The organism is Pseudomonas sp. CBC3 (assembly GCF_037967085.1).
Classification (GTDB): Bacteria; Pseudomonadota; Gammaproteobacteria; order Pseudomonadales; family Pseudomonadaceae; genus Stutzerimonas.
In genome coordinates, this window is sequence record NZ_JBANEO010000002.1 from 943,617 (window position 1) to 966,432 (window position 22,816).

At 61.1% G+C, this 22,816-nt stretch carries 20 protein-coding genes; 10 read left to right on the top strand and 10 right to left on the bottom strand.

What is annotated here, in order from left to right:
• Positions 1-45 precede the first annotated feature (45 nt).
• The 9 genes from V6943_RS11560 to V6943_RS11600 all read right to left on the bottom strand — a co-directional run bounded on the left by V6943_RS11560 (position 46) and on the right by V6943_RS11600 (position 10,705).
• A complete protein-coding gene (locus tag V6943_RS11560; RefSeq protein WP_197444722.1) occupies positions 46-1,131 on the bottom strand; it encodes a TRAP transporter substrate-binding protein in 1,086 nt (361 codons plus the stop codon).
• A gap of 398 nt (positions 1,132-1,529) precedes the next feature.
• On the bottom strand, positions 1,530-1,925 hold the full coding sequence (locus V6943_RS11565; RefSeq protein WP_181103872.1) for a MerR family transcriptional regulator: 396 nt from the start codon (positions 1,923-1,925) through the stop codon (positions 1,530-1,532).
• Between the two features lie 121 nt (positions 1,926-2,046).
• Positions 2,047-2,673 carry a CoA transferase subunit B gene (locus V6943_RS11570; RefSeq protein ID WP_340553542.1) on the bottom strand — a complete coding sequence of 209 codons (627 nt, stop codon included), beginning with the start codon at positions 2,671-2,673 and terminating at the stop codon, positions 2,047-2,049.
• Between the two features lie 2 nt (positions 2,674-2,675).
• The gene (locus V6943_RS11575) at positions 2,676-3,371 is read right to left on the bottom strand and encodes a CoA transferase subunit A (protein WP_340553543.1); all 696 of its coding nucleotides are present in this window, start codon (positions 3,369-3,371) and stop codon (positions 2,676-2,678) included.
• Between the two features lie 153 nt (positions 3,372-3,524).
• Entirely contained in the window at positions 3,525-4,424 is a 900-nt protein-coding gene (locus tag V6943_RS11580; RefSeq protein ID WP_340553544.1) for a hydroxymethylglutaryl-CoA lyase, read from the bottom strand.
• Positions 4,425-4,659: 235 nt separating this feature from the next.
• Complete coding sequence (locus tag V6943_RS11585) at positions 4,660-6,648, bottom strand: acetyl/propionyl/methylcrotonyl-CoA carboxylase subunit alpha (protein ID WP_340553545.1); 1,989 nt, start codon at positions 6,646-6,648, stop codon at positions 4,660-4,662.
• Between the two features lie 249 nt (positions 6,649-6,897).
• Entirely contained in the window at positions 6,898-7,701 is an 804-nt protein-coding gene (locus V6943_RS11590) for a gamma-carboxygeranoyl-CoA hydratase (RefSeq protein ID WP_340553546.1), read from the bottom strand.
• A 79-nt stretch (positions 7,702-7,780) separates the two neighbouring features.
• Positions 7,781-9,388 carry a carboxyl transferase domain-containing protein gene (locus V6943_RS11595; protein WP_340553547.1) on the bottom strand — a complete coding sequence of 536 codons (1,608 nt, stop codon included), beginning with the start codon at positions 9,386-9,388 and terminating at the stop codon, positions 7,781-7,783.
• A gap of 153 nt (positions 9,389-9,541) precedes the next feature.
• Positions 9,542-10,705, bottom strand: coding sequence for an isovaleryl-CoA dehydrogenase (locus tag V6943_RS11600; RefSeq protein WP_340553548.1), 1,164 nt, complete (start codon positions 10,703-10,705; stop codon positions 9,542-9,544).
• Positions 10,706-10,947: 242 nt separating this feature from the next.
• On the opposite strand from V6943_RS11600, the gene V6943_RS11605 reads away from it, so the two are divergent.
• The 8 genes from V6943_RS11605 to V6943_RS11640 all read left to right on the top strand — a co-directional run bounded on the left by V6943_RS11605 (position 10,948) and on the right by V6943_RS11640 (position 19,661).
• Positions 10,948-12,627: an AMP-binding protein gene (locus tag V6943_RS11605; RefSeq protein ID WP_131648615.1), complete on the top strand. Its 1,680-nt coding sequence runs from the start codon at positions 10,948-10,950 to the stop codon at positions 12,625-12,627.
• A 49-nt stretch (positions 12,628-12,676) separates the two neighbouring features.
• Positions 12,677-13,270: a peroxidase-related enzyme gene (locus V6943_RS11610; RefSeq protein WP_340553549.1), complete on the top strand. Its 594-nt coding sequence runs from the start codon at positions 12,677-12,679 to the stop codon at positions 13,268-13,270.
• Positions 13,271-13,372: 102 nt separating this feature from the next.
• Complete coding sequence (locus tag V6943_RS11615; protein WP_181103850.1) at positions 13,373-14,644, top strand: OprD family porin; 1,272 nt, start codon at positions 13,373-13,375, stop codon at positions 14,642-14,644.
• A gap of 248 nt (positions 14,645-14,892) precedes the next feature.
• The gene (locus V6943_RS11620; RefSeq protein WP_131648618.1) at positions 14,893-15,666 is read left to right on the top strand and encodes an ABC transporter ATP-binding protein; all 774 of its coding nucleotides are present in this window, start codon (positions 14,893-14,895) and stop codon (positions 15,664-15,666) included.
• Positions 15,663-16,379, top strand: coding sequence for an ABC transporter ATP-binding protein (locus tag V6943_RS11625; protein WP_131648619.1), 717 nt, complete (start codon positions 15,663-15,665; stop codon positions 16,377-16,379). The genes V6943_RS11620 and V6943_RS11625 overlap by 4 nt, the downstream gene beginning before the upstream one ends.
• A gap of 97 nt (positions 16,380-16,476) precedes the next feature.
• The gene (locus V6943_RS11630) at positions 16,477-17,691 is read left to right on the top strand and encodes an ABC transporter substrate-binding protein (protein ID WP_131648620.1); all 1,215 of its coding nucleotides are present in this window, start codon (positions 16,477-16,479) and stop codon (positions 17,689-17,691) included.
• A gap of 69 nt (positions 17,692-17,760) precedes the next feature.
• Entirely contained in the window at positions 17,761-18,648 is an 888-nt protein-coding gene (locus V6943_RS11635; RefSeq protein ID WP_131648621.1) for a branched-chain amino acid ABC transporter permease, read from the top strand.
• A gap of 2 nt (positions 18,649-18,650) precedes the next feature.
• Positions 18,651-19,661 carry a branched-chain amino acid ABC transporter permease gene (locus V6943_RS11640; RefSeq protein WP_131648622.1) on the top strand — a complete coding sequence of 337 codons (1,011 nt, stop codon included), beginning with the start codon at positions 18,651-18,653 and terminating at the stop codon, positions 19,659-19,661.
• 178 nt (positions 19,662-19,839) lie between these two features.
• Here V6943_RS11640 and V6943_RS11645 read toward each other — a convergent pair whose 3' ends face one another.
• On the bottom strand, positions 19,840-20,616 hold the full coding sequence (locus V6943_RS11645; RefSeq protein WP_131648623.1) for an enoyl-CoA hydratase: 777 nt from the start codon (positions 20,614-20,616) through the stop codon (positions 19,840-19,842).
• 155 nt (positions 20,617-20,771) lie between these two features.
• Between V6943_RS11645 and V6943_RS11650 the strand changes: the two genes are divergently transcribed.
• Positions 20,772-21,662: a LysR family transcriptional regulator gene (locus V6943_RS11650; RefSeq protein WP_340553550.1), complete on the top strand. Its 891-nt coding sequence runs from the start codon at positions 20,772-20,774 to the stop codon at positions 21,660-21,662.
• The gene (locus tag V6943_RS11655; RefSeq protein ID WP_181103835.1) at positions 21,659-22,684 is read left to right on the top strand and encodes an AraC family transcriptional regulator; all 1,026 of its coding nucleotides are present in this window, start codon (positions 21,659-21,661) and stop codon (positions 22,682-22,684) included. The genes V6943_RS11650 and V6943_RS11655 overlap by 4 nt, the downstream gene beginning before the upstream one ends.
• Positions 22,685-22,816: the final 132 nt, after the last annotated feature.

The following is a 22,816-nucleotide window of genomic DNA, read 5'->3' on the forward strand; positions in this document are numbered from 1 at the left end:
TTGAAATAAGGGGCACAGCCGCGCTGCGCCCCTCGACTCGTGCGGTTACTCGTACTTGTAGTAATCGCGCGGCAGGTAGCCCTTGCCGTGCCAGATGGAGTGGTGCTCCATGAACTCGCGTTGGCTGGTCAGGACGCGGTTGAACATTTCGTTCTCCGCAGCCATTTCGTCGAGCACCTCGTTGGTGACGCGCTCGAGCTCGCGCAGCACTTCTTCAGGCAGCACTTGAGCCTTCACACCTTGTTGCTCGTAATCACGCAGGGCGGTCGGCTGAGCCCACTCGCTTTCGGCAAAGCCCTTGAGCGTGGCGGATTCGCAGCCCATCTCGATCAGTGCGCGGCTTTGGGGCTCCAGCTTGTCCCAGACATCCTTGTTCACCAGCAGGTGCGAGGTGGTCAGCGTCTGGTGCCAACCGGGCATGATGTAGTTCTTGATGATCTGATCCAGGCCCAGCATCTTGTCGACTGCTGGCTGCGAGAACTCGGTGGCGTCGATGGTCTTGCGTTCCAGCGCCTGGTAGATCTCACCGCCCGGCACCATGGTCACCGAGGCGCCGAGCTTTTCTAGCACCTTGCCGCCGATGCCGGCGAAGCGGATGCGCAGCCCGTCGATGTCTTCCAGCTTCTCGATGGGCTTGGCGAACCAGCCGGCGCCTTCCGGACCGATGATGCTGCACAGCATCGGGTGGATGTTGCGCTCGGCGTAGATCTCCTCGAGCAGCTTCTTACCGTCGCCCTCGTAGTACCAGGCAATGTAGGCCGGCGGCTCCATGTTGAACGGAGCACCGGAATACAGTGGCAGCGCTGGGATTGTGCCCTGGTCGTAACCGATCCAGGTGTAGCCGGCCGGATACTTGCCGTTGCTCACCGCATCCATGATTTCGAAGGGCGGTACCAGCTCGCCGGGTTCGTAGTAGCGCAGTTGGATGTCGCCGCCCGAAATCGCCTTGAGCGACTCGGAAAGGTGTTTGACCGGTGTGGTCAAGCCGATGAGATGGGATGGGAACGCAAGCGGTACCTGCCAGCGAATTTTCTCGGTGGCCATTGCGTTGCCGCTGAGCAGACTGACGCTGAGAAGGGTGGTTGCACCGATGGCACAGGCGAGACGGGACAGTTTTTTCTTTGCTGACATGTGCAGTTTCCTTGTTTTTTTTGTTTTGGAACCAGAAGGTCGTGGCGCGGCAGCGGGCTGCGTAGCCGGAGCAGAAGGTGACTCCAGTCATCCATCCATCAGCGTTCTGGCGTGTAGCCCAGATGTCTTAGCAGGTTCTGTGCCTGACTTGCGAAATACACTGGAAAGACCGTTCTAGAGCGGTCGAGCCTAGGGCGTAAGCGAACCGGTGTCCAGCTAGCTGGACAGCTGAATGGAGGAAGTGATCGAGTGTCCATGATGCTGGACTAGTGTCTGCTTGGCTGGACTGGTGGAGCTGCGAGACGTGTAGAGGCCGCACCTGTCTGTCGCGGCATCGCAGGAACGGAGATGCGACTTCACGCCAGACAGCGGCGTGAAGTACGGACTAGCAGTGCGGTTTAAATCGCTTCTTTGCCAAGGGTCGCTTTCAGAGCGCTGAGGCAGCGTTCTTCGGCCGTATCGAGCTCAAGCTGCATCTGCTGAATGTCGAGCTGCTGTTGTTCGAGCTGCTGGCGGCGTTCGGCAATCATGCCGAGCATGATGTTCAGCTGTTTCTGATTGCCCGCCTTAGGGTCGTAGAGTTCGATCAGCGTCTTGCATTCGGCCAGCGAGAAGCCGATGCGTTTGCCACGCAGGATGAGCTTCAGTGCAACGCGGTCCTTGGGGCTGTAGATACGCTCCTGACCACGGCGAGTGGGGGAGAGCATGCCCTGTTCTTCGTAGAAGCGAATGGCGCGGGTGGTGATATCCAGCTCATTGGCCAGGTCGGAAATGCTGTAGGTCTGCTTTGCCATAGGTGTCCAATCTTGCATGTCATCGGCTCGAGATGAGTCGGCGTATCGTTCTTCAGGTGCCGGCAAGGCTACACGCCGGCGTAAACCGTGCACAGTGGCGCATGGCTATTGCGTGACCAGCTCAGCGATGGATCGTGCAGCCGGTCGCGTCCTGCATCTGCTCGAAGCTCACGCCATCGGCCAGCTCCACGAGCTTCAGGCCTTGCTCGGTGATATCCAGCACGCCGAGGTCGGTAATGATCCGGTCGACCACACCGACGCCGGTCAGCGGCAAGTCGCACTGTTCGATGATCTTGTGCGCGCCCTTGGCCGTGTGTTCCATCAGCACCACCACGCGCCTGACGCCGGCCACCAGGTCCATGGCACCGCCCATGCCTTTGACCATCTTGCCGGGGATCATCCAGTTGGCCAGATCGCCCTTTGCCGACACCTGCATGGCACCGAGGATCGCCAGGTTGATATGACCGCCGCGGATCATGCCGAAGCTCATGGCGTTGTCGAAGAAAGCGCTGCCGGGCAGGGCGGTGACGGTCTGCTTGCCAGCATTGATCAGGTCGGGATCGATTTCTTCCTCGGTGGGGAAGGGGCCGATGCCGAGCAAGCCGTTCTCGCTCTGCAGCCAGACGTCCATGCCGTCCGGAATGTAGTTGGCGACGAGGGTCGGCAGGCCGATGCCGAGGTTGACGTAAAAGCCATCCTGCAGTTCCAGCGCGGCGCGCTGCGCCATCTGTTCGCGTGTCCAGGCCATGATCAGCTCCTCACCGTACGTTTTTCGATGCGCTTCTCGGCGTTCGGGTTGTGGATGATGCGCTGCACGTAGATGCCCGGCAGATGGATCTGGTCGGGGTCCAGTTCGCCGGTCTCGACCAGCTCGTCGACCTCTACCACGCAGACCTTGCCGGCCATGGCCGCGAGCGGGTTGAAGTTGCGCGCGGTCTTGTTGAACACCAGATTGCCCGCCTTGTCGGCTTTGTAAGCCTTGATCAGGGCGATATCGGCGGTCAGCGATTCTTCCATCACGTACCACTCGCCCTTGAACTGACGCGTTTCCTTGCCTTCGGCGATCAGCGTGCCGTAGCCGGTTCGGGTGTAGAACGCGGGAATGCCGGAACCGCCGGCGCGCAACTTCTCGGCCAGCGTGCCCTGGGGAGTGAATTCGAGTTCCAGTTCGCCGGCCAGATATTGCCGCTCGAACTCTTTGTTCTCGCCCACGTAGGACGAAATCATCTTGCGCACCTGGCGCGTTTCCAGCAGTACGCCGAGGCCGAAGCCGTCCACGCCGGCGTTGTTGCTGATCACCGTGAGGTCTTTTTTGCCGGTGTCGCGCAGCGCCTCGATCAGCGCTTCGGGGATGCCGCAGAGCCCGAAGCCGCCCACGGCGAGGGTCATGCCGTCCTTGACCAGGCCGTCAAGGGCCTGCTGGGCGCTAGGGTAGATCTTGTTCATAGCGTGCCTCTCTTGTTGTGCTGACCTGTGGCGCCGGGTGTTACAGGTGCCGCTTTTGTGGGAGGCCCGACCTCGGGGCGAAGCTCTTCTGCTTCAGGCGGACCTGCGCTCCGCATCGCCGCGAGGGCGCGCCTCCTACAAGAAAGTGCGGCGTCAGGTGCTGCTGCGAGCCCGCCCGACCCGCGAGCCGTTGGGCCGCTCTAACAGATCGCTGATGCGTTGCCCTGCAGCGACCAGCGCATCCAGATTGATACCCGTCTCGATGCCCAGCCCGTCGAGCATGTAGAGCACATCTTCGCTGGCCACGTTGCCACTGGCGCCCTTGGCGTAAGGACAGCCGCCTAGCCCGGCGACCGAGCTGTCGAATACGCAGACGCCTTCCAGCAGACTGGCATAGATATTAGCCAGCGCCTGGCCGTAGGTATCGTGAAAATGCCCGGCGAGCTTGTCACGCGGCACTTCGCGGCTGACGGCCTCGATCAGCTGACGGGTTTTGCCCGGCGTGCCGGTGCCGATGGTGTCGCCCAGCGAAACCTCGTAGCAGCCCATGGCGAACAATTCGCGCGCCACGTGGGCGACGCGCTTCGGATCGATCTCGCCTTCGTAGGGGCAACCCAGCACGCAGGACACATAGCCACGCACCTGGATACCGTTTTCGCGCGCCACCTCCATCAGCGGAGCGAAGCGCGACAGGCTCTCGTCGATGGAGCAGTTGATGTTCTTCTGCGAGAACGCTTCGGACGCGGCGCCAAACACCGCGACTTCCTGCACACCGGCTTCGATGGCCGCTTCGAGGCCTTTCAGGTTCGGCGTCAGGGCCGCATAGGTAACGCCGAGCTTCTGCCTGATCTGCGCGAATACATCGGCCGAGCCGGCCATTTGCGGCACCCACTTGGGCGACACGAAGCTGCCGACTTCGATGTACTGCAAGCCGGCGGCGCTGAGGTCGTCTACCAGCCGCACCTTGTCTTCGATGCTGATCGGCTGCTTCTCATTTTGCAGACCGTCGCGCGGGCCGACTTCAACCAGGCGGACGTGTTTGGGCAGGGTCATAAAGGCTCCATTGGCGACGTAGCGTCTTATTAGTTTCTGGTGGGCTGAAGCGGAACGCCGCCCGGCCCACCCTACGCGTCCGGTGGACCCAAGCGGAATACCTCCGGTACCACTCTACGGTGCTGTCTTCCGTAGGGTGGGCTTTAGCCCACCAATTGCCGGGCAATACGTGCCGTGTCACAGCTATGAGGGTGCGCCGGGCGGCGTTCCGCTTCAGCCCACCAATCCGAACGCGTCAGGCTTCCTCCATCTCCAGCAATACCGCGCCTTCGTTGACCATATCGCCTTCAGCGCAGAACAGGCTTTTGACCACACCGGCCTGCTGGCTTCTGATGCTGTGCTCCATTTTCATCGCTTCCAGCACGATCAGCGCGGTGCCGGCCTCAACGTTTTGGCCGGGCTCGACCAACACGCGCACGATGCTGCCGTTCATGGGGGCGGTCAGGCCGCCGTGGTGCTGATGGCTCGCCTCTGCTTCGGCGATGGGATCGAAGGCGGTGACGGCTTGCAGTTCGCCGTTCCATTCCAGATAGAGCGTGCTGCCCTGGCGGATGGCTTTTGGCTGGCGCAGGGCTTGTGTAGGAGCGAGCTTGCTCGCGAACCCTTCTCCGGTGGACGCCGCGCGCCCGGATTCGCGAGCAAGGACTGAGACGTTCCCGTCGCTCCTACGTGAGGCTGCGTCTACCTTTACCAGCCGGCTTTCGCCGTTGCACATCAGGTGCACACCAATTTGCGTCGGCATACCGAAACGCAGGCCGTCGCGGCTGGCCCAGGGTGAATGGGCATCGTCGCCTCGGATCTTGGCCGGTTCGGTCTGCACAAAGCGTTCACCGGCCAGTTGCCAGAATTCATCGGCCAGCTCGCCAGGCTTGCGCATCAGCTCCGCTTCGTGGCGCGGGATGAAGCCGGTATCCAGCTCTGCCGCTGCAAACGCAGGGTGGCCAATGACGCGACGCAGGAAGGCGAGATTGGTACGCACGCCGCCGACGTAGGTCTCATCCAGCATAGCCAGCAGGCGCAGACGCGCCTCTTCACGGTTTTCGCCCCAGGCGATCAGCTTGCCGAGCATCGGGTCATAGAACGGCGACACCGTATCGCCTTCGGCCACGCCGCTGTCGACACGGCGGCCCGGACCTGAAGCGGATTCACGGTACAGATTGAGCGTCCCGGTAGCGGGCAGGAAGTCGTTATCCGGGTCTTCGGCATACAGCCGCACTTCGATGGCGTGGCCGTTGAGCGGTACCTGATCCTGGCTGATCGGCAGCGGTTCGCCACGGGCGACGCGGATTTGCCAGGCGACCAGATCGAGACCGGTAATGGCTTCGGTCACCGGATGCTCGACCTGTAGGCGGGTATTCATCTCCATGAAGAAGAATTCGCCACGGGCGTCGAGCAGAAACTCGACCGTGCCGGCACCGACATAGCCGATGGCCTGCGCGGCCTTGACCGCCGCTTCGCCCATGGCTCGACGCAGCTCTGGAGACAGGCCCGGTGCTGGCGCTTCCTCGACGACTTTCTGGTGGCGGCGCTGGATCGAACAGTCGCGCTCGTTGAGATACAGGCAGTTGCCGTGCTGATCGGCGAATACCTGGATCTCCACATGGCGCGGCTTGAGCACGTATTTCTCGACCAGCATCCGCGAATCGCCAAACGAGGACTGCGCCTCGCGCTGGGCCGATTGCAGCGCTTCGGCGAGATCCGCTTCACGCTCGACGACCTTCATGCCTTTGCCGCCGCCGCCCGCGGTGGCTTTGAGCAGGACCGGATAGCCGATCTTTTCCGCTGCCGTGCGGAAGGTTTCCACATCCTGGGCTTCGCCGTGATAGCCGGGCACCAGCGGCACGCCGGCTTTCTCCATCAGCGCCTTGGCGGCGGACTTGCTGCCCATGGCGTCGATGGCGGAGGCGGGCGGGCCCAGGAAGATCAGTCCGGCATCTTCGATGGCGCGGGCGAAATCGGCGTTCTCGGACAGGAAGCCATAGCCGGGATGAATCGCCTGGGCACCGCTGGCCTTGGCGGCGGCGATCAGTTTTTCGATCTGCAGGTAGCTTTCCGCCGGCTTGGCGCCGCCGAGGTCGATGCGGATGTCGGCTTCGCGAGCATGCCGCGCGTCACGGTCGATGGCGCTGTGCACGGCAACGGTAGTCAGGCCCATGGCCTTGGCGGTGCGCATCACGCGGCAGGCGATCTCGCCGCGGTTGGCGACCAGGAGGGTGGTAATCATTGTTGTGGCTCCTGCGTGGCCTTGAATATGTTTCCCCTCACCCTAGCCCTCTCCCCAAAGAGGCGAGGGGATGACGGGGTGAGGCGTGGGAATGGTGTTGTTTGGCAGACGGTGGCTCGCCTGATTGACGTGGCAAGGCGAGCATGGTTGCCGTAGCTGCGAGCTAGCATCGGCTGCACGAAACAACCCCCTCGCCCCCTTGGGGAGAGGGCTGGGGAGAGGGGGCGGAGTCCCAGACGAGCACCGACATCAAGCGTCCCCCAACCAGGCCGGTTTGCGCTTTTCCAGAAAGGCGTTCAGTCCTTCCTGGCCCTCGGGACTTACGCGGATGCGCGCAATGGCGTTTTCGGTGTAACGGCGCAGCGCCGGACTCAACGAAGCGCTGCTGGCTTCACGCATCAGGTCCTTGCTGGCGCGCATGGCCTGTGGGCTATTGAGCAGCAGATTGTCGATCCAGCTATCAAGACCATCGTCCAGTTCGGCCGTGGCATAGGTTTCGGACAACAAACCGAGCTCGCATGCACGTTCGCCGCTGAAACGCTCTCCGGTCATGGCATAACGGCGCGTGGCGCGTTCGCCGATGGCCTTGACCACGAAGGGGCTGATCACCGCCGGTGCGAGGCCGATGCGTACCTCCGAAAGCGACAGCTGCGCGTCGTGAGCGCCGATGGCCATGTCGCAGCAGGCGATCAACCCGACTGCGCCGCCAAAGGCTGCGCCTTGCACCACCGCCAGCGTCGGCAGTTTGAGGTGGTAGAGGCTGTACATCAGTTCGGCCAGCTCGCGGGCGTCGGTGAGGTTGGCCTCGAAATCCAGCTTGGCCGACTGCTGCATCCAGGCGAGATCGGCGCCGGCCGAGAAGTGCTTGCCGCGACCACGCAACAGCAGGAAGCGCAGGTCCTTGTTCGCCTGCACCTGATCGATGGCCAGCACCAGCTCGCGGATCATCTCGGCGTTGAAGGCGTTGTTCTTTTCCGGGCGGTTGAGCCAGAGGGTGGCGAAACCCTTGGCTGAGTATTCGAGTTCAATAGTTTGAAAGGAGGACGTGTTCATATCAGGTTCCTGCAGCGAAGGCCTACGGCCCTTTGCTGGAGGCGGGACGTCACGCCTCCAGCGTCGTTTCAGCTTTTTTCTACATGCGGAACACGCCAAAGCGGGTCGGCTCGATCGGTGCATTGAGACTGGCCGAAATTGCCAGGCCCAACAGGTCGCGGGTCTGCGCCGGATCGATGACGCCGTCATCCCACAACCGCGCGCTGGAATAGTAGGGATGGCCCTGGCGCTCGTACTGTTCGAGGATCGGCTGCTTGAGCTGCGTTTCTTCCTCATCGGAGAACGTTTGCCCGCTGCGCTCGGCTTGCTCGCGCTTGACCTGCACCAGCACGCCGGCAGCCTGTTCGCCGCCCATCACGCCGATGCGCGCGTTGGGCCACATCCACAGGAAGCGCGGATCGTAGGCGCGCCCGCACATGCCGTAGTTGCCGGCGCCAAAGCTACCGCCGATGACGACGGTGAATTTCGGCACTTGGGCGCAGGCCACAGCAGTGACCAGCTTGGCGCCGTGCTTGGCGATGCCACCGGTTTCGTACTTCTGCCCGACCATAAAGCCGGTGATGTTCTGCAGGAACAACAGCGGAATGCCGCGCTGGCAGGCCAGTTCGATGAAGTGCGCACCTTTCTGCGCGGCCTCGGCGAAGAGGATGCCGTTGTTCGCCAGGATCGCGATCGGGTAGCCGTGCAACGTGGCGAAGCCGCAGACCAGCGTGGTGCCGAACAGTGCCTTGAATTCATCGAATTCGCTGCCATCGACCAGCCGTGCGATCACTTCGCGCACGTCGTAGGGCTGCTTGGCTTGGGCGGGAATCACGCCATACAGCTCGTCGGCGGCATACAGCGGCGCGCGCGGCTGGTGGGGCTGGACTGTGCCGAGCTTGCGCCAGTTGAGATTGGCGACGCAGCGGCGCGCAATGGCCAGCGCGTGCTCGTCGCTTTCGGCGTAATGGTCGGCAACGCCGGAGATCTTGCAGTGCACCTCTGCGCCGCCCAGGTCCTCGGCGGTCACCACTTCACCGGTGGCGGCTTTTACCAGCGGCGGGCCGGCGAGGAAGATGGTCGCCTGGTTGCGCACCATGATGGTCTCATCCGCCATTGCCGGTACATAGGCACCGCCCGCGGTACAGGAGCCCATCACCACGGCGAGCTGCGGAATACCCATGGCGCTCATGTTGGCTTGGTTGAAGAAGATGCGGCCGAAGTGTTCTCGGTCAGGGAAGACCTCGTCCTGACGCGGCAGGTTGGCACCGCCGGAATCCACTAGGTAGATGCATGGCAGGCGATTCTGCTGGGCGATGGTCTGGGCGCGTAGGTGCTTTTTCACGGTGAGCGGGTAGTAGCTGCCGCCTTTTACTGTCGCGTCGTTGGCAATGATCATGCATTCGACGCCTTCGACCCGGCCAATGCCGGCGACCACGCCAGCGGCGGCGACGTCTTCACCGTACACCTCATAAGCAGCCAAAGGCGCGACCTCGAGAAAGGCCGAACCTGGATCGAGGAGGGCGTTGATGCGATCACGCACCAGCAGTTTTCCGCGCGCGGCATGGCGTTGCTGGGCCTTTTCGCCGCCGCCTTCGCTGACGCGACCGAGCAGGCTGCGCAGGTTGTTCACCTGCTCGGCCATGGCTGCGCTGTTGGCCGCAAACTCCGGTGAGCGGGTGTTGATTTGGGTACGCAAGACGGCCATTCATTGTCTCCGATACTTGACACGCCGGAAGCTGGAAGTTGTCTGTAGGGTGGGCTTCAGTCCCGTAGGGTGGGCTTCAGCCCACCGCTGTGCCGGGGAATGTGGGCTGAAGCCCACCCTACCGATATCGCGTTCCGCCTCACCTGCTTTGTCTTATTTGGTTTCGTTAAACAGCTCGCGCCCAATCAGCATGCGGCGAATTTCGCTGGTGCCGGCGCCGATCTCGTAGAGCTTGGCGTCGCGCAACAAACGGCCAGTTGGGAACTCGTTGATGTAGCCGTTGCCGCCCAAAATCTGGATTGCCTGCAGGGCCATCTGCGTCGCCGCTTCGGCGGTGTAGAGGATGACGCCGGCGGCGTCCTTGCGGGTGGTCTCGCCCCGGTCGCAGGCCTGGGCCACCGTGTATAGATAGGCGCGGCTGGCGTTGAGCTGGGTGTACATGTCGGCGACCTTGCCCTGGATGAACTGGAACTCGCCGATGCTCTGGCCAAACTGCTTGCGGTCATGGATGTAGGGCACCACCACGTCGAGGCAGGCCTGCATGATCCCGACCGGGCCGCCTGCGAGTACCACACGCTCGTAGTCCAGGCCACTCATCAATACCTTGACGCCGCCGTTCTCGACGCCCAGTACGTTCTCTTCGGGCACCTCGACGTCATCGAAGAACAGCTCGCAGGTATTGGAGCCGCGCATGCCGAGCTTGTCGAACTTGTTGCCACGGGAGAAACCCTTCCAGTCACGCTCGACGATGAAAGCGGTAATGCCATGCGGGCCCTTGTCCAGGTCGGTCTTGGCGTAGATCACATAGGTGTTGGCATCCGGGCCGTTGGTGATCCAGGTCTTGCTGCCGTTGAGCATGAAGTGGTCACCTTTGCGGTCGGCGCGCAGCTTCATCGAAACCACGTCGGAGCCGGCATTCGGCTCGCTCATTGCCAGCGCGCCAATATGTTCGCCGGAGATCAGTTTGGGCAGGTACTTCGCCTTCTGTTCCGGCGAGCCGTTGCGGTTGATCTGGTTGACGCAGAGGTTGGAGTGCGCGCCGTAAGACAGGCCGACCGAAGCCGAACCACGGCTGATTTCCTCAAGCGCGATGACGTGCGCCAGATAACCCATCCCGGCGCCGCCGTATTCCTCGTCTATGGTGATACCGAGCAAGCCCATGTCGCCGAACTTGCGCCACATGTCGTTGGGGAACAGGTTGTCACGGTCGATGGACTCGGCGCGCGGCGCTACTTCGTCGGCAACGAATCCGCGTACCTGATCGCGCAGCATGTCGACGGTTTCACCAAGGGCAAAGTTGAGTCCGGAATAATTCATGTCGCCACCTGCTGTCTTGGAATTGTTCTGATCGATGGTGCCGTGCGCCCGGGGGGAATGGATTCACCCGACGTTCGGCCCCGCTCTTACTGCATTCCGACACCCGTTTTAGCGGTAGGGTGCGGTGGGTTGTCACGCTGTTACCTTTACGTTAACGTAACCAATGCCCGGAATGACTGTCAACACTCCAGCCTCCGGGAATGCAAGGCCTCATAACAAACATAAGACTGAGGAGTTTCGACATGAGTCTTCCGAGCTATACCTGCGGACCGCAGACCAAACCCCTGTTGGCAATGACCATTGGTGCGGCGTTCGACCGGACAGTCGAGCGGTTCTCCGACCGTGAGGCCTTGGTCGTGCGTCATCAGAACCTGCGCTACACCTGGGCGCAGTTGGCCGAAGAAGTGGATCGCTGTGCGCGCGGTTTGCTGGCGCTCGGCCTTCAGCCAGGGGACCGGCTGGGCATCTGGTCGCCGAACAACGCGCAGTGGTGCATCACCCAGTTCGCAACGGCGAAAGTGGGCGTGGTGCTGGTGAACATCAACCCGGCCTATCGCCTCAACGAACTCGAATACGCGCTCAAGCAATCCGGCTGCCGCTGGCTGATTTGCGCCGATGCGTTCAAGACGTCCGACTACCACGCGATGCTCCATGAGCTTCTACCGGAGCTCGAGCGCTCCGCGGTGGGCGCCTTGCAAAGCCATATGTTGCCGGAGCTGCGCGGCGTGATCAGCCTGTGCGACAAACCGGTGGATGGCATGCTGCTGTGGAAAGGTCTGATGGAGATGGCCGAAGGCGTCGGCCCCGAGCAGCTGCGTCAATGCGGCGAGCAGCTGCAGTTCGACGATCCGATCAACATCCAGTACACCTCCGGCACTACGGGCTTCCCCAAGGGTGCCACGCTCAGCCACTACAACATCCTCAACAACGGCTACATGGTCGGCGAAAGCCTGAAACTCACCGAGCATGACCGGCTGGTGATCCCGGTGCCGCTGTATCACTGCTTCGGCATGGTGATGGGCAACCTGGGTTGCGTGACCCACGGCACCACAATGATTTACCCGAGCGCGGCCTTCGAACCGCTCGCCGCCCTTCAAGCCGCCGCCGAAGAGAAAGCCACGGGCATGTATGGCGTGCCGACCATGTTCATCGCCATGCTCGACCATCCGGAGCGTCAGTCACTGGACCTGAGCCATCTGCGCACCGGGATCATGGCCGGCTCCACTTGCCCGATCGAAGTGATGAAGCGTGTCATCGACGATATGCACCTCAATGAAATGCAGATCGCCTACGGCATGACCGAGACCAGTCCGGTATCGACTCAGACCGCTGCCGACGACGATCTGGAGCGCCGTGTCACCAGCGTCGGACGCACTCAGCCGCACCTGGAGAGCAAGGTGGTAGACGAGCACAACCGCATCGTCCCGCGCGGACAGATCGGCGAGCTTTGCACCCGCGGTTACAGCGTAATGCTGGGCTACTGGAACAACCCCGAAGCGACGGCTGGCGCCATCGACGGTGCGCGTTGGATGCATACCGGCGACCTGGCAATCATGGACGACGAGGGCTATCTCAAGATCGTCGGGCGCAACAAGGACATGATCATTCGTGGCGGCGAGAACGTGTATCCGCGTGAGGTCGAGGAGTTTCTCTTCACTCATCCAGCCGTCGCGGACGTTCAGGTGATCGGGGTGCCGGACAAGACCTACGGCGAAGAGATCGTCGCCTGGGTCAAGCTGCATCCGGGGCACGAAGCCAGTTCCGACGATCTGCGTGATTTCTGCAAAGGCAAGATTGCGCATTTCAAGACTCCACGACACTTCAAGTTCGTCGATGACTTCCCCATGACCATCAGCGGCAAGGTGCAGAAATTTCGCATGCGTGAAGTGAGCGTGGCCGAGCTCGGGCTCGCTGAACAATAAGAATTGCTGGTAGGCCCAGCCGCTGCATGTCCGGATAAGGAGTTAGCCGATGACTCAAGCAATTAGTCGCTTCCCGCTGGTCGACGACCTGGATGCGCTGCCTGCCGATGTGCGTGAGCGCATTCTGGCGGTGCAGGAAAAAGCAGGCTTCGTACCCAACGTCTTCGTGATGTTGGCTCATCGCCCCGATGAATTTCGCGCGTTCTTCAGCTATCACGATGCTTTGATGGAAAGGGAGTCCGACAGCCTGACCAAGGCGGAAAAGGAAATGATCGTGGTGGCGGTGAGTGCCGAACACGGTTGCCTGTATTGCGTGGTGGCCCATGGCGCGATCCTGCGCATTCTGGCCAAGGACGCGCTGATCGCTGATCAGGTCGCGGTCAACTACCGCACGGCGCCAATCAGTGAGCGTCAGCAGGTGATGCTCGACTTCGCGTTGCATCTGGCTGCGCAGCGCGGCGTGCTGGACGACATTTGGCAGGCGCGCCTGGAAGAACTGGGCTTCACTTTGGATGACATCTGGGATATCGGTTCGATTGCGGCGCTGTTCGGCCTTTCCAACCGCCTGGTGTCGATGGCGCGTACGCCGCCTAACGATGAATTCTATTTGCTGGGTCGGGTACCCAGGGCTGCCGCAGGCTGAGCGGCAGCGATCGATTTACCGCAACGCGGTAAAGCCCGACCGGTCGGAGCGAGGCCGGTCGTAACAGCTGCATCAACCAAGACAATAACAAGAGAGATGACTATGCAACTGAAACCCCTAAGCCGTTTCTTCGTCTTCAGTAGCCTGGCGGCCACAGCGTTGGGCATGTCGACGACGGCATCAGCCGCGTTTTTCGACGACAGCAAAGCGGCCATCGAGCTGCGCAACTTCTACATGAACCGCGACTTTCGCGGCAGCGAGTCCACCCAGGCCAAGGCCGAGGAATGGGCCCAGGGCTTCATTCTGAAATTCGAGTCCGGCTACACCGAAGGCCCGATCGGCTTTGGTGTCGATGCCCTCGGTCTGCTTGGCGTCAAACTCGACTCCAGCCCGGATCGTACGGGTACCGGAATTCTGCAGCGAGACAGGGAGGCGCCTAACCGCGCTCAGGACGATTACGGCACGGCAGGCCTTACAGCCAAAGCAAAGATGTCCAACACGACTGTCCATGTCGGGACACTGCAGCCGATCATTCCGGTGGTGATGCGCAACGACAGCCGCCTGTTGCCCAACATCTACCGCGGCGCCTGGTTGCAGAGCAAGGAACTCGAAGGCCTGACCGTTGACGTGGGCATGCTCGACCGCGTCAGCTACCGCGACTCTTCGGATTACGAAGAAATGGCGGTGTTCAACGGCGGTTCGAGAAATATCGTATTGGGCAGCACGGCGACCAGCGACGAATTCGTCTTCGCTGGCGGCCGTTACCAGTTCACTCCAGAACTGACCGGCAGCTACTACTACGGCGGGCTGGATGGCATCTACGACCAGCACAACTTCAACGTCGTGCACGTGCTGCCGATCGGTGATAACCAGAGCTTCAAGACCGATCTGCGCTACGTGCGCTCCACCGACGATGGCGGCAGCAACGTCGACAACAACGCCTTCGGCGCGCTCTTCACCTACAAGATCGGTGGCCATGGCTTCACTGGCGGCTATCAGAAGATGAGTGGCGATACCGGTTTCGCCTACATCAGCGGCGGCGATAACTCGCTGATCAATCTGCTGCAGATCAATGACTTCGGTAACGAAGATGAGAAGTCATGGCAGGTTCGCTATGACTATGACTTCGCTGCCATGGGCATTCCCGGTCTGAGTCTGATGACCCGCTACGTGACCGGTGACAACGTCAACGTCGTCGGCCGTGCCAGCGAAGGCAAGGAATGGGAACGCGACACTGACATCGCCTATGTGATTCAGAGCGGACCGATGAAGAACCTTGGCCTGAAAGTGCGCAACGCGACCGTACGCAGTAATTTCGGCAGCGATATAGACGAAACCCGGCTGATCCTGAGCTACACCATGGCGCTGTGGTAACAGCGCAGCGTTTGTTTCAAATACCTCCTCGTTGATCGATTTACCGGGCTGTTGTAGCCCGGTTTTTTTCGGCTACCTTCAATGGGGATTCGCCCCATGGCGTGGCAAAAAAACGGGTCATTCCGATCAATCGATCGTTTGAAATTGGAGCTTGCCTGCTGATCGAAACGATTGTTATCGTTTACGTAAAGGTCATCCAGCGACCTGCGCCATAACCAACAACAATAATCAGGGTTAGAGGGCATTCCATGGCACCAGAGTTCGTGCTGGAAACGCGCGGTTTAACCAAGGAATTTCGCGGCTTCACCGCAGTGGATTCCGTTGATCTTCGCGTTCAGAAGGGTCACATCCACGCGCTGATCGGCCCGAACGGCGCCGGCAAGACCACCGTCTTCAATCTCCTCACCAAATTTCTGAAGCCCACTCGCGGCGACATTCTCTATCGCGGCAAATCCATCACCGCCATGAAGGCCAACGAAATCGCCCGGCTCGGACTGGTGCGTTCGTTTCAGATTTCAGCGGTATTCGGCCATATGACAGTGCTGGAGAACGTGCGGGTAGCGCTGCAGCAAAAGCTCGGCAACTCGTACCACTTCTGGAAATCCGAGCGAACGTTGCGCGATCTGGATGAGCGCGCCATGCAACTGCTGGCTGACGTGGACCTGCAATCCTTTGCCCAGACGCTCGCCATCGAACTGCCCTACGGTCGCAAGCGCGCCCTCGAACTGGCAACCACGCTGGCCCTGGACCCGGTCGTGCTGCTGCTCGATGAGCCCACTCAGGGAATGGGCGGCGAGGATGTCGATATGGTCGTTGCGCTGGTCCGCCGAGCGGCGGCGAACCGAACGGTGCTGATGGTCGAGCACAACCTCAGTGTGGTCAGCCGCCTCTGCGACCGCATCACGGTGCTCGCTCGCGGTGCCGTGCTGGCCGAGGGCGACTACGAGACCGTTTCGGCCAACCCACAGGTACGCGAGGCTTACATGGGTAGCGAAGCCACCGTAGAGGAGGCGCATCCATGACGCCCATGGCCGATCGCGACCAGCTGCGGCTGGATGACCTGCATGCGTTCTATGGCGAGTCCCACATCCTTCATGGCGTCGACATGGTAGTCGGACGGGGAGAGCTGGTGACGTTGCTCGGGCGTAACGGCTCCGGACGAAGCACCACCTTGCGCGCCATCATGAACATGGTCGGCCGCCGCACCGGCTCGATCGTGGTCAACGGCAACGAAACCATCGGCATACCCGCCCACCAGATTCCGCGGCTGGGCGTCGGCTATTGCCCGGAAGAGCGGGGCATCTTTTCCAGTCTGAGCGTCGAGGAAAACCTACTGCTACCACCCACGGTTCGCAGCGGCGGCATGGGGCTGGACGAGCTGTACGAAATGTTCCCCAACCTCTATGAGCGCCGTTTCAGCCAAGGCACGCGGTTGTCCGGCGGGGAACAGCAGATGCTGGCCATGGCGCGCATCCTGCGTACCGGCGCCAATCTGTTATTGCTCGATGAAATCACCGAAGGCCTCGCACCGGTGATCGTGCAGAAGCTTGGCGAGGTGCTGATTAAGTTGAAGAAGCGCGGCTTGACCATCGTTCTGGTGGAGCAGAACTTCCGCTTCGCGGCACCCCTGGCGGACCGTCACTACGTGATGGAGCATGGCCAGATCATCGAAGAAATAAGCGCCGCCGAACTGGATTCGAAAAAGGAGTTTTTGAACAGCTGTCTAGGGGTCTGACGGGCCTCTTTGTCAGGAAGGCATGCCGGGTTGAAGTGCGCACCGGCGTGCTTATCAATAAAGGGCAAAACAACAAAAACAATCACAGTGAGTGACTATGAAAATCATCAAGAAAACTGCAGCTGCCGTTCTGGTTTCGAGCATGATCGCCGGCGCCGCCCAGGCGGAAATCAGCAACGACGAAATTCGTATCGGCTATCTCGCCGACATGTCCGGCACCTACCGTGACCTGTCCGGCCCGGGCGGTCTCGAAGCGCTGAAAATGGCCATCGAGGATTTCGGCGGCAGTGTCGATGGTAAGAAGATCGTGACCTTCAACGCCGATGATTTGAACAAGCCGGACGTGGGCGCCAACACCGTGCGCCAGTGGATCGATGAGCGCAACGTCGACATGGTCACCGGCATGGTGGCTAGCTCCGTGGTGCTGGCAGCCAGCAAGGTGGTGGAGCAGGGCGGCAAGCTTGCCTTGATCTCGGGTGCCGCCGCATCGAGCATCACCAACGAGTTCTGCTCGCCCAACCACATTCACTGGACGTATGACACCTTCGCGCTGGCCAACGGAACCGCCAACGCCGTGCTCAAGGACGGTGGCAAGAGCTGGTTCATCCTCACCGCTGACTACGCATTCGGCCATGCCATGGAGACGGATATCAAGAAGGTGGTCGAGGCTGAGGGCGGCAGCGTGGTCGGCACCGTTCGCCATCCATTCCCGAGCAGCGATTTCTCGTCCTACATTCTGCAGGCACAGGGTTCTGGCGCCGATGTGATCGCACTGGCCAACGCCGGCGCCGACACCGTCAACTCGCTGAAGACCGCCAGTGAATTCGGCGTGACTCAGTCTGGGCAGCGTCTGGCCGGCATGGTGGTGTTCCTCAACGACATTCACGCCATGGGGCTTGAAGTGACTCAGGGCCTGATGCTGACGACTGGCTGGTACTGGGACATGAACGAGGAAACGCGTGCCTGGGCTAAGCGCTACGAAGAGCGCATGGGCAGCATGCCGACCATGGTTCATGCCGGCATCTACTCGGCGACCACCCATTACCTGAACGCTGTGAAAGAGACCGGCAGCGACGACACCGAAACCGTTCGCGCGCAGATGGCCAAGACGCCGGTCAATGACATGTTCGCCAAGAACGGCACCATCCGCGAGGACGGCCGCATGGTCCACGACATGTACCTGGTACAGGTCAAGACACCGGCCGAATCCAAGGGCGAGTGGGACCTCTATAAAATCGTCAGCACCATCCCGGGCGACGTGGCGTTCCGCCCACTCTCCGAAAGTCAGTGCAAGCTGGTTACCAAGAACTGACCGGCCGGACCCGAGCCATCCCCGGTCGCCGATGGCCGGGGCGTCACGGACTTTTCTGGGTAGTGAATCATGACTCTCGTTTTCGGCGTCCCCCTGAGTGTGTTGTTCGGGCAGTTGCTGCTCGGTCTGATCAACGGGTCGTTCTATGCGCTGCTGAGCCTTGGTCTGGCGATCATCTTCGGCCTGCTGCGTATCATCAATTTCGCCCATGGCGCGCAATACATGCTGGGCGCCTTCGCAGCCTTTCTCGGGCTGAACTACCTGGGCATCAATTACTGGGCAGCGCTGCTGCTGGCGCCGCTATTGATCGGTTTGCTGGGGATGGGGATCGAACGCGGCCTACTGCGACGCATCGCCGGTGAAGACCACTTGTATGGCCTGCTGTTGACGTTCGGCCTGGCGCTGATCGTTGAAGGCAGCTTCGTCAAACTCTTCGGCGTATCGGGCTCGTCCTATCCGATGCCTGAAATGCTCAAAGGCGGGCATAACTTGGGCTTCATGTTCCTGCCGACCTACCGTGGCTGGGTCATCGTCGCCGCGCTGACGGTGTGCTTCGCTACCTGGTACATGATCGAGCGGACCCGCCTGGGCTCTTATCTACGCGCTGGTACGGAAAATCCTAAGTTGATGCAGGCATTCGGTATCAACGTGCCGCTGCTGATCACCCTGACCTATGGCTACGGTGTGGCGCTGGCTGCCTTCGCCGGCGTGCTGGCGGCGCCGATCTATGCGGTAACGCCCGGCATGGGCTCGAATCTGCTGATCGTGGTGTTCGCGGTGGTGGTGATCGGAGGCATGGGCTCGATCATGGGCGCAATCATTACCGGCCTTGCCATGGGGCTGATCGAGGGTTTGACCAAAGTGTTCTACCCAGAGGCGGCAAACACGGTGATCTTTGTGATCATGGTTCTGGTCCTGCTTGTTCGTCCGGCAGGTCTGTTCGGTAAGGAGGCATGAACATGTCGACTCAGGAAAGCGTTCAAGCGTCTCCGATGACCATCCGTGCAAATGCCGAGCGTGAGCGCCGCCGTGCTGCGCGGCGGCGCCAGAACATCTTCTATCTGGTCCTGCTGGGTGTGGCGCTGGTCGCGCCGATGATGGTCTACCCCGTGTTTCTGATGAAATTCTTGTGCTTCGCACTGTTTGCCTGTGCGTTCAACCTGCTGCTGGGATATGCCGGGTTGTTGTCCTTTGGACATGCGGCTTTTTTCGCCTGCGGCGGTTATATCACCGGCTACATGCTCAGCACCTACAGCGGACTGAGCACAGAACTCGGCATCCTGGTCGGAACTCTGGCATCTACGGTACTAGGCGTGATTTTCGGGCTGCTGGCGATTCGCAGACAGGGCATCTATTTCGCGATGATCACCCTGGCCCTGGCACAAATGGTCTTCTTCGTCTTCGTCCAGGCGCCGTTCACCGGCGGTGAAAACGGCATGCAGGGGGTTCCGCGTGGACACCTGTTTGGGCTGTTCGACATGCAGAACAACATGTCCCTGTATTACTTCGTGCTGGCGGTGTTCGTGCTTGGCTTCGCGATCATCCAGCGCACCATCCATTCGCCCTATGGGCAGGTGCTCAAGGCGATCCGCGAGAACGAGCCGCGGGCGGTATCGCTGGGCTACAACGTCGATGCGCACAAACTGCTCGCGTTCGTTATCTCCGCAGCGCTCACCGGGCTGGCTGGCTCGACCAAGACGGTGGTGTTCCAGCTCGCCTCCTTGACCGATGCCCACTGGCACATGTCTGGCGAAGTGATCCTGATGACGCTGCTGGGCGGCGTTGGCACGCTCCTCGGGCCGATAGTCGGAGCGACCGTGGTGGTGACGCTGCAAAGCTCGCTATCCAGCGGCCCGCTGGGCGAGTGGGTGCATGTGATCCTCGGCGTGATATTCGTACTGTGCGTGCTGCTGTTCCGCTCCGGCATCGTTGGCTGGTTGGAAAAGCTGATCAAGCGCAACTTCAAATAGCTGGAGGCTGGAATCCGGCCTGGGTGCAACCCATCGCGGTTGGGACTGATGGTTGGTGATCCCCGTGCTCTGCGTGGAAATTCCGACTGACGCTTCGCTCCCCAGATGCAGGGCGTCGACGGGAGCGAGGGAACGAGCGAAAACAGCCAAAGCCCCGCATGCGCGGGGCCGGATCGGCTCAGGCGTTCTGCCATTTGGCGCTGCGCTTCTCCAGGAACGCGTTGACGCCTTCTTTCTGGTCCTGCGTATCGAAGAGTTCGGCAAACAGCTCGCGTTCGGCGGCCCAGCCGGCGGATTGCGGCGCCTGCCGGGCGTTCATCACCAGACGCTTGCAGCGGCTGACTGAGGAGGGGCTTTGTGCGCTGACGCCTTCGGCGAGTTGGAGCGCGACCTCCAGCGACTGCCCGCGCGGCACTACTTCTTCGACCAGGCCGATCTTTTCCGCTTTCTGAGCATTGATGCGTTCGCCACAAAGGATCATCCGCTTGGCCCAGCCTTCACCGACCAGCCAGGGCAGGTTCTGCGTGCCGCCGGCGCAGGGCAGCAGTCCTACCTTGGCTTCAGGCAACGCCATTTGCGCATGCTCTTCGGCGATACGGATATCGCACGCCAGCGCGCATTCCAGGCCGCCGCCCATCGCATAGCCATTGATGGCGGCGATGGACACACCGCGGAAATGGCTCAGCGCCTCGAAGGCCCGACCGAACAACGCGGCGACTTCCTGAGCGCTCTGCTTGTTTCCATCGGCAAATTGATTGAGGTCGGCACCGGCGGAGAAAAACTTTTCGCCCTGGCCGGTGATCACCAGCGCGTACACGTTCGGATCATCGTTGAGGCGCTCGATCATCTGTTCTAGAGCGGCCAGCGATTCCCGATCCCAGGTATTCGCTGGTGGGTTGGCAATGGTTAGCAAGGCCGTGTGGTCGCGCATTTCGAGCTGGATCTTCTGGCTCATGTCGGTTCCTTCTTGTTGGAATGATCGGTAGGCGATACAGCGCTCGATGAACGAGCCTAGCAGCGTAAAAATAGTAAACCCATGGTGCGAAATGCAGAGGTATTCTGTGTTTTTGCACAAGTCGGCACGCTCAAGCCAAATGGATGGAGCCTGAAGTGGATTGGGACAACCTGCGTTTCTTTCTCGAACTCTCCCGGGCGGGCAAGCTGACCGTCGCCGCGCGACGCTTGGCAGTCGATCACACGACGGTGGCGCGACGCGTGCAGGCACTGGAGAAAACCCTGGACCGGCAACTGTTCATTCGCGCCAAGGCGGGCTATCGACTGTCCGAAGCCGGTCGCGAATTGTTGGTGCAAGCCGAGGCAATGGAAAGCGCCATTACCTCGATCGAACAACCGAGCCTGAGCGCCGACAAGCTGTCCGGCCAGGTACGCATCGGCGCGACCGAAGGCTACGGCACTGTGATGTTGGCCGGTCAGTTGGCCAATCTCACCCGCGACTATCCGCACCTTGGCGTGGACTTGCTGGCGGTCCCGCGTTCGGTGCGGCTGGCGCGGCATGAGGCGGATATCGTCGTCACGTTGGAGCGCCCGGAGCGCGGCCCCTATGTAATCACCAAACTGACCGATTATGTGTTGCGGCTCTACGCTTCGGATACTTATCTCGCGCAGCACCCACCGATCCGCAATCGGGATGATCTGAGCAACCACGTTTTCGTCAGCTATATCGAGGACCTGCTCTACAGCAAAGAGCTGAACTTTCTCGATGAAATCATGCGGCCGCGCCAGCACTCGCTGCGCAGCACCAGCATTCTTGCGCAGCAGGAAGCCGTTGCGGCCGGCGCTGGGCTGGCGATCCTGCCGGCGTTTGCCGCACGCAAGGAGCCCTTGCTGAAGGAGGTGCTGGTCGAGGAGATCGAGTTCACCCGGACCTTCTGGATGCTGATGCCGGTTGAGAACAAGGACTTGGCGCGCATGCGTGTGTGCTGGGATTTCCTTCGCGAGGTCGCCGCCAGCAGCCAGGATCAGATGATGGGGCGAGCATGATGCGCGAGGACAAGGGCACCATTTCCGTACGGTTGGTGGAAGAAGCGCTGCGGGCCTTCATGACGCCAGAGCAGACGGCCACTGCGCTGCTGCACGCTCTGGATGTTTCACCGATCGACCTCGATGACTCATCGGCGCGGATCGATGTGGTCGAGTACAGCAAGCTATGGCGTCGTCTGGCGCGGCGCTTCGATGACGAATTCTTTGGCATGGATACGCGGCGTATGCGCACGGGCAGCTTTGCCTTCGTCGCGCGTGCGGCCATGGCACAGCCGACGCTCGACGGTGCGCTGCGGCTGGCGCTGGATTTTTTCGGCCTGACCTTGGAGCATTTTCGCGGCACGCTGCACCGTAGCGAGAGTCTGGCCGAGGTCGTACTGCTGGAACGCACGGATTCAACGCCGCTCCGCGCTTTCACGTACTTCACGTTCTGGATGTTGGTGCATGGCCTGGCGTGCTGGCTGATCGGGCGGCGCATCCCGCTGCTGGCCGTAGAACTGCGCTGCAACGAACCAGCCTATACCGATGACTATCGGGTGATGTTCTCAGACAACCTGCGCTTCGCCCGACCCAGCACACGGATCATCTTTGCCGCCGAGATGCTGGACCTGCCGGTGCGACGCAGCGAGCAGGAACTGCATGACTTTCTGGCTCATGCTCCGGCCAACATCCTGGTCAAATACCGCGACACCACCAGCCTCGCCAGCCGCATCAAGGCGCAGCTGCGCGAGCTGCCGGCAGATCAATGGCCGACCAGCGAACTGCTCGCGCAGACGCTGTGCGTCTCACCCTCGACGTTGCGTCGGCGACTGGCCGAAGCCGGAATGCCTTACCAGGCGATCAAGGATCTAGTACGTCAGGAGATGGCCACGCTATGGCTGGCCGATGCCGGCGTCACCTATGCCGAAATCGCCGAGCGCCTCGGTTTCGCCGATGTCAGCTCGTTCTATAAGGCGTTCCGCAAGTGGACCGGTACGAATCCAGGCCAGTATCGTGGGTTGATCCTCCGCGCCGATGAATAGGCCAAGCGTGTTCCTGTAGAAGCAATGAACGTCGTGCTGCAAGATCTGATGGTGCTCCAACCACTCTTGTCTTGGGACAACCAGCGCTGCTGCTGACTACTCCGTCTCGTCGTCAAACCCCGCCTGATACGT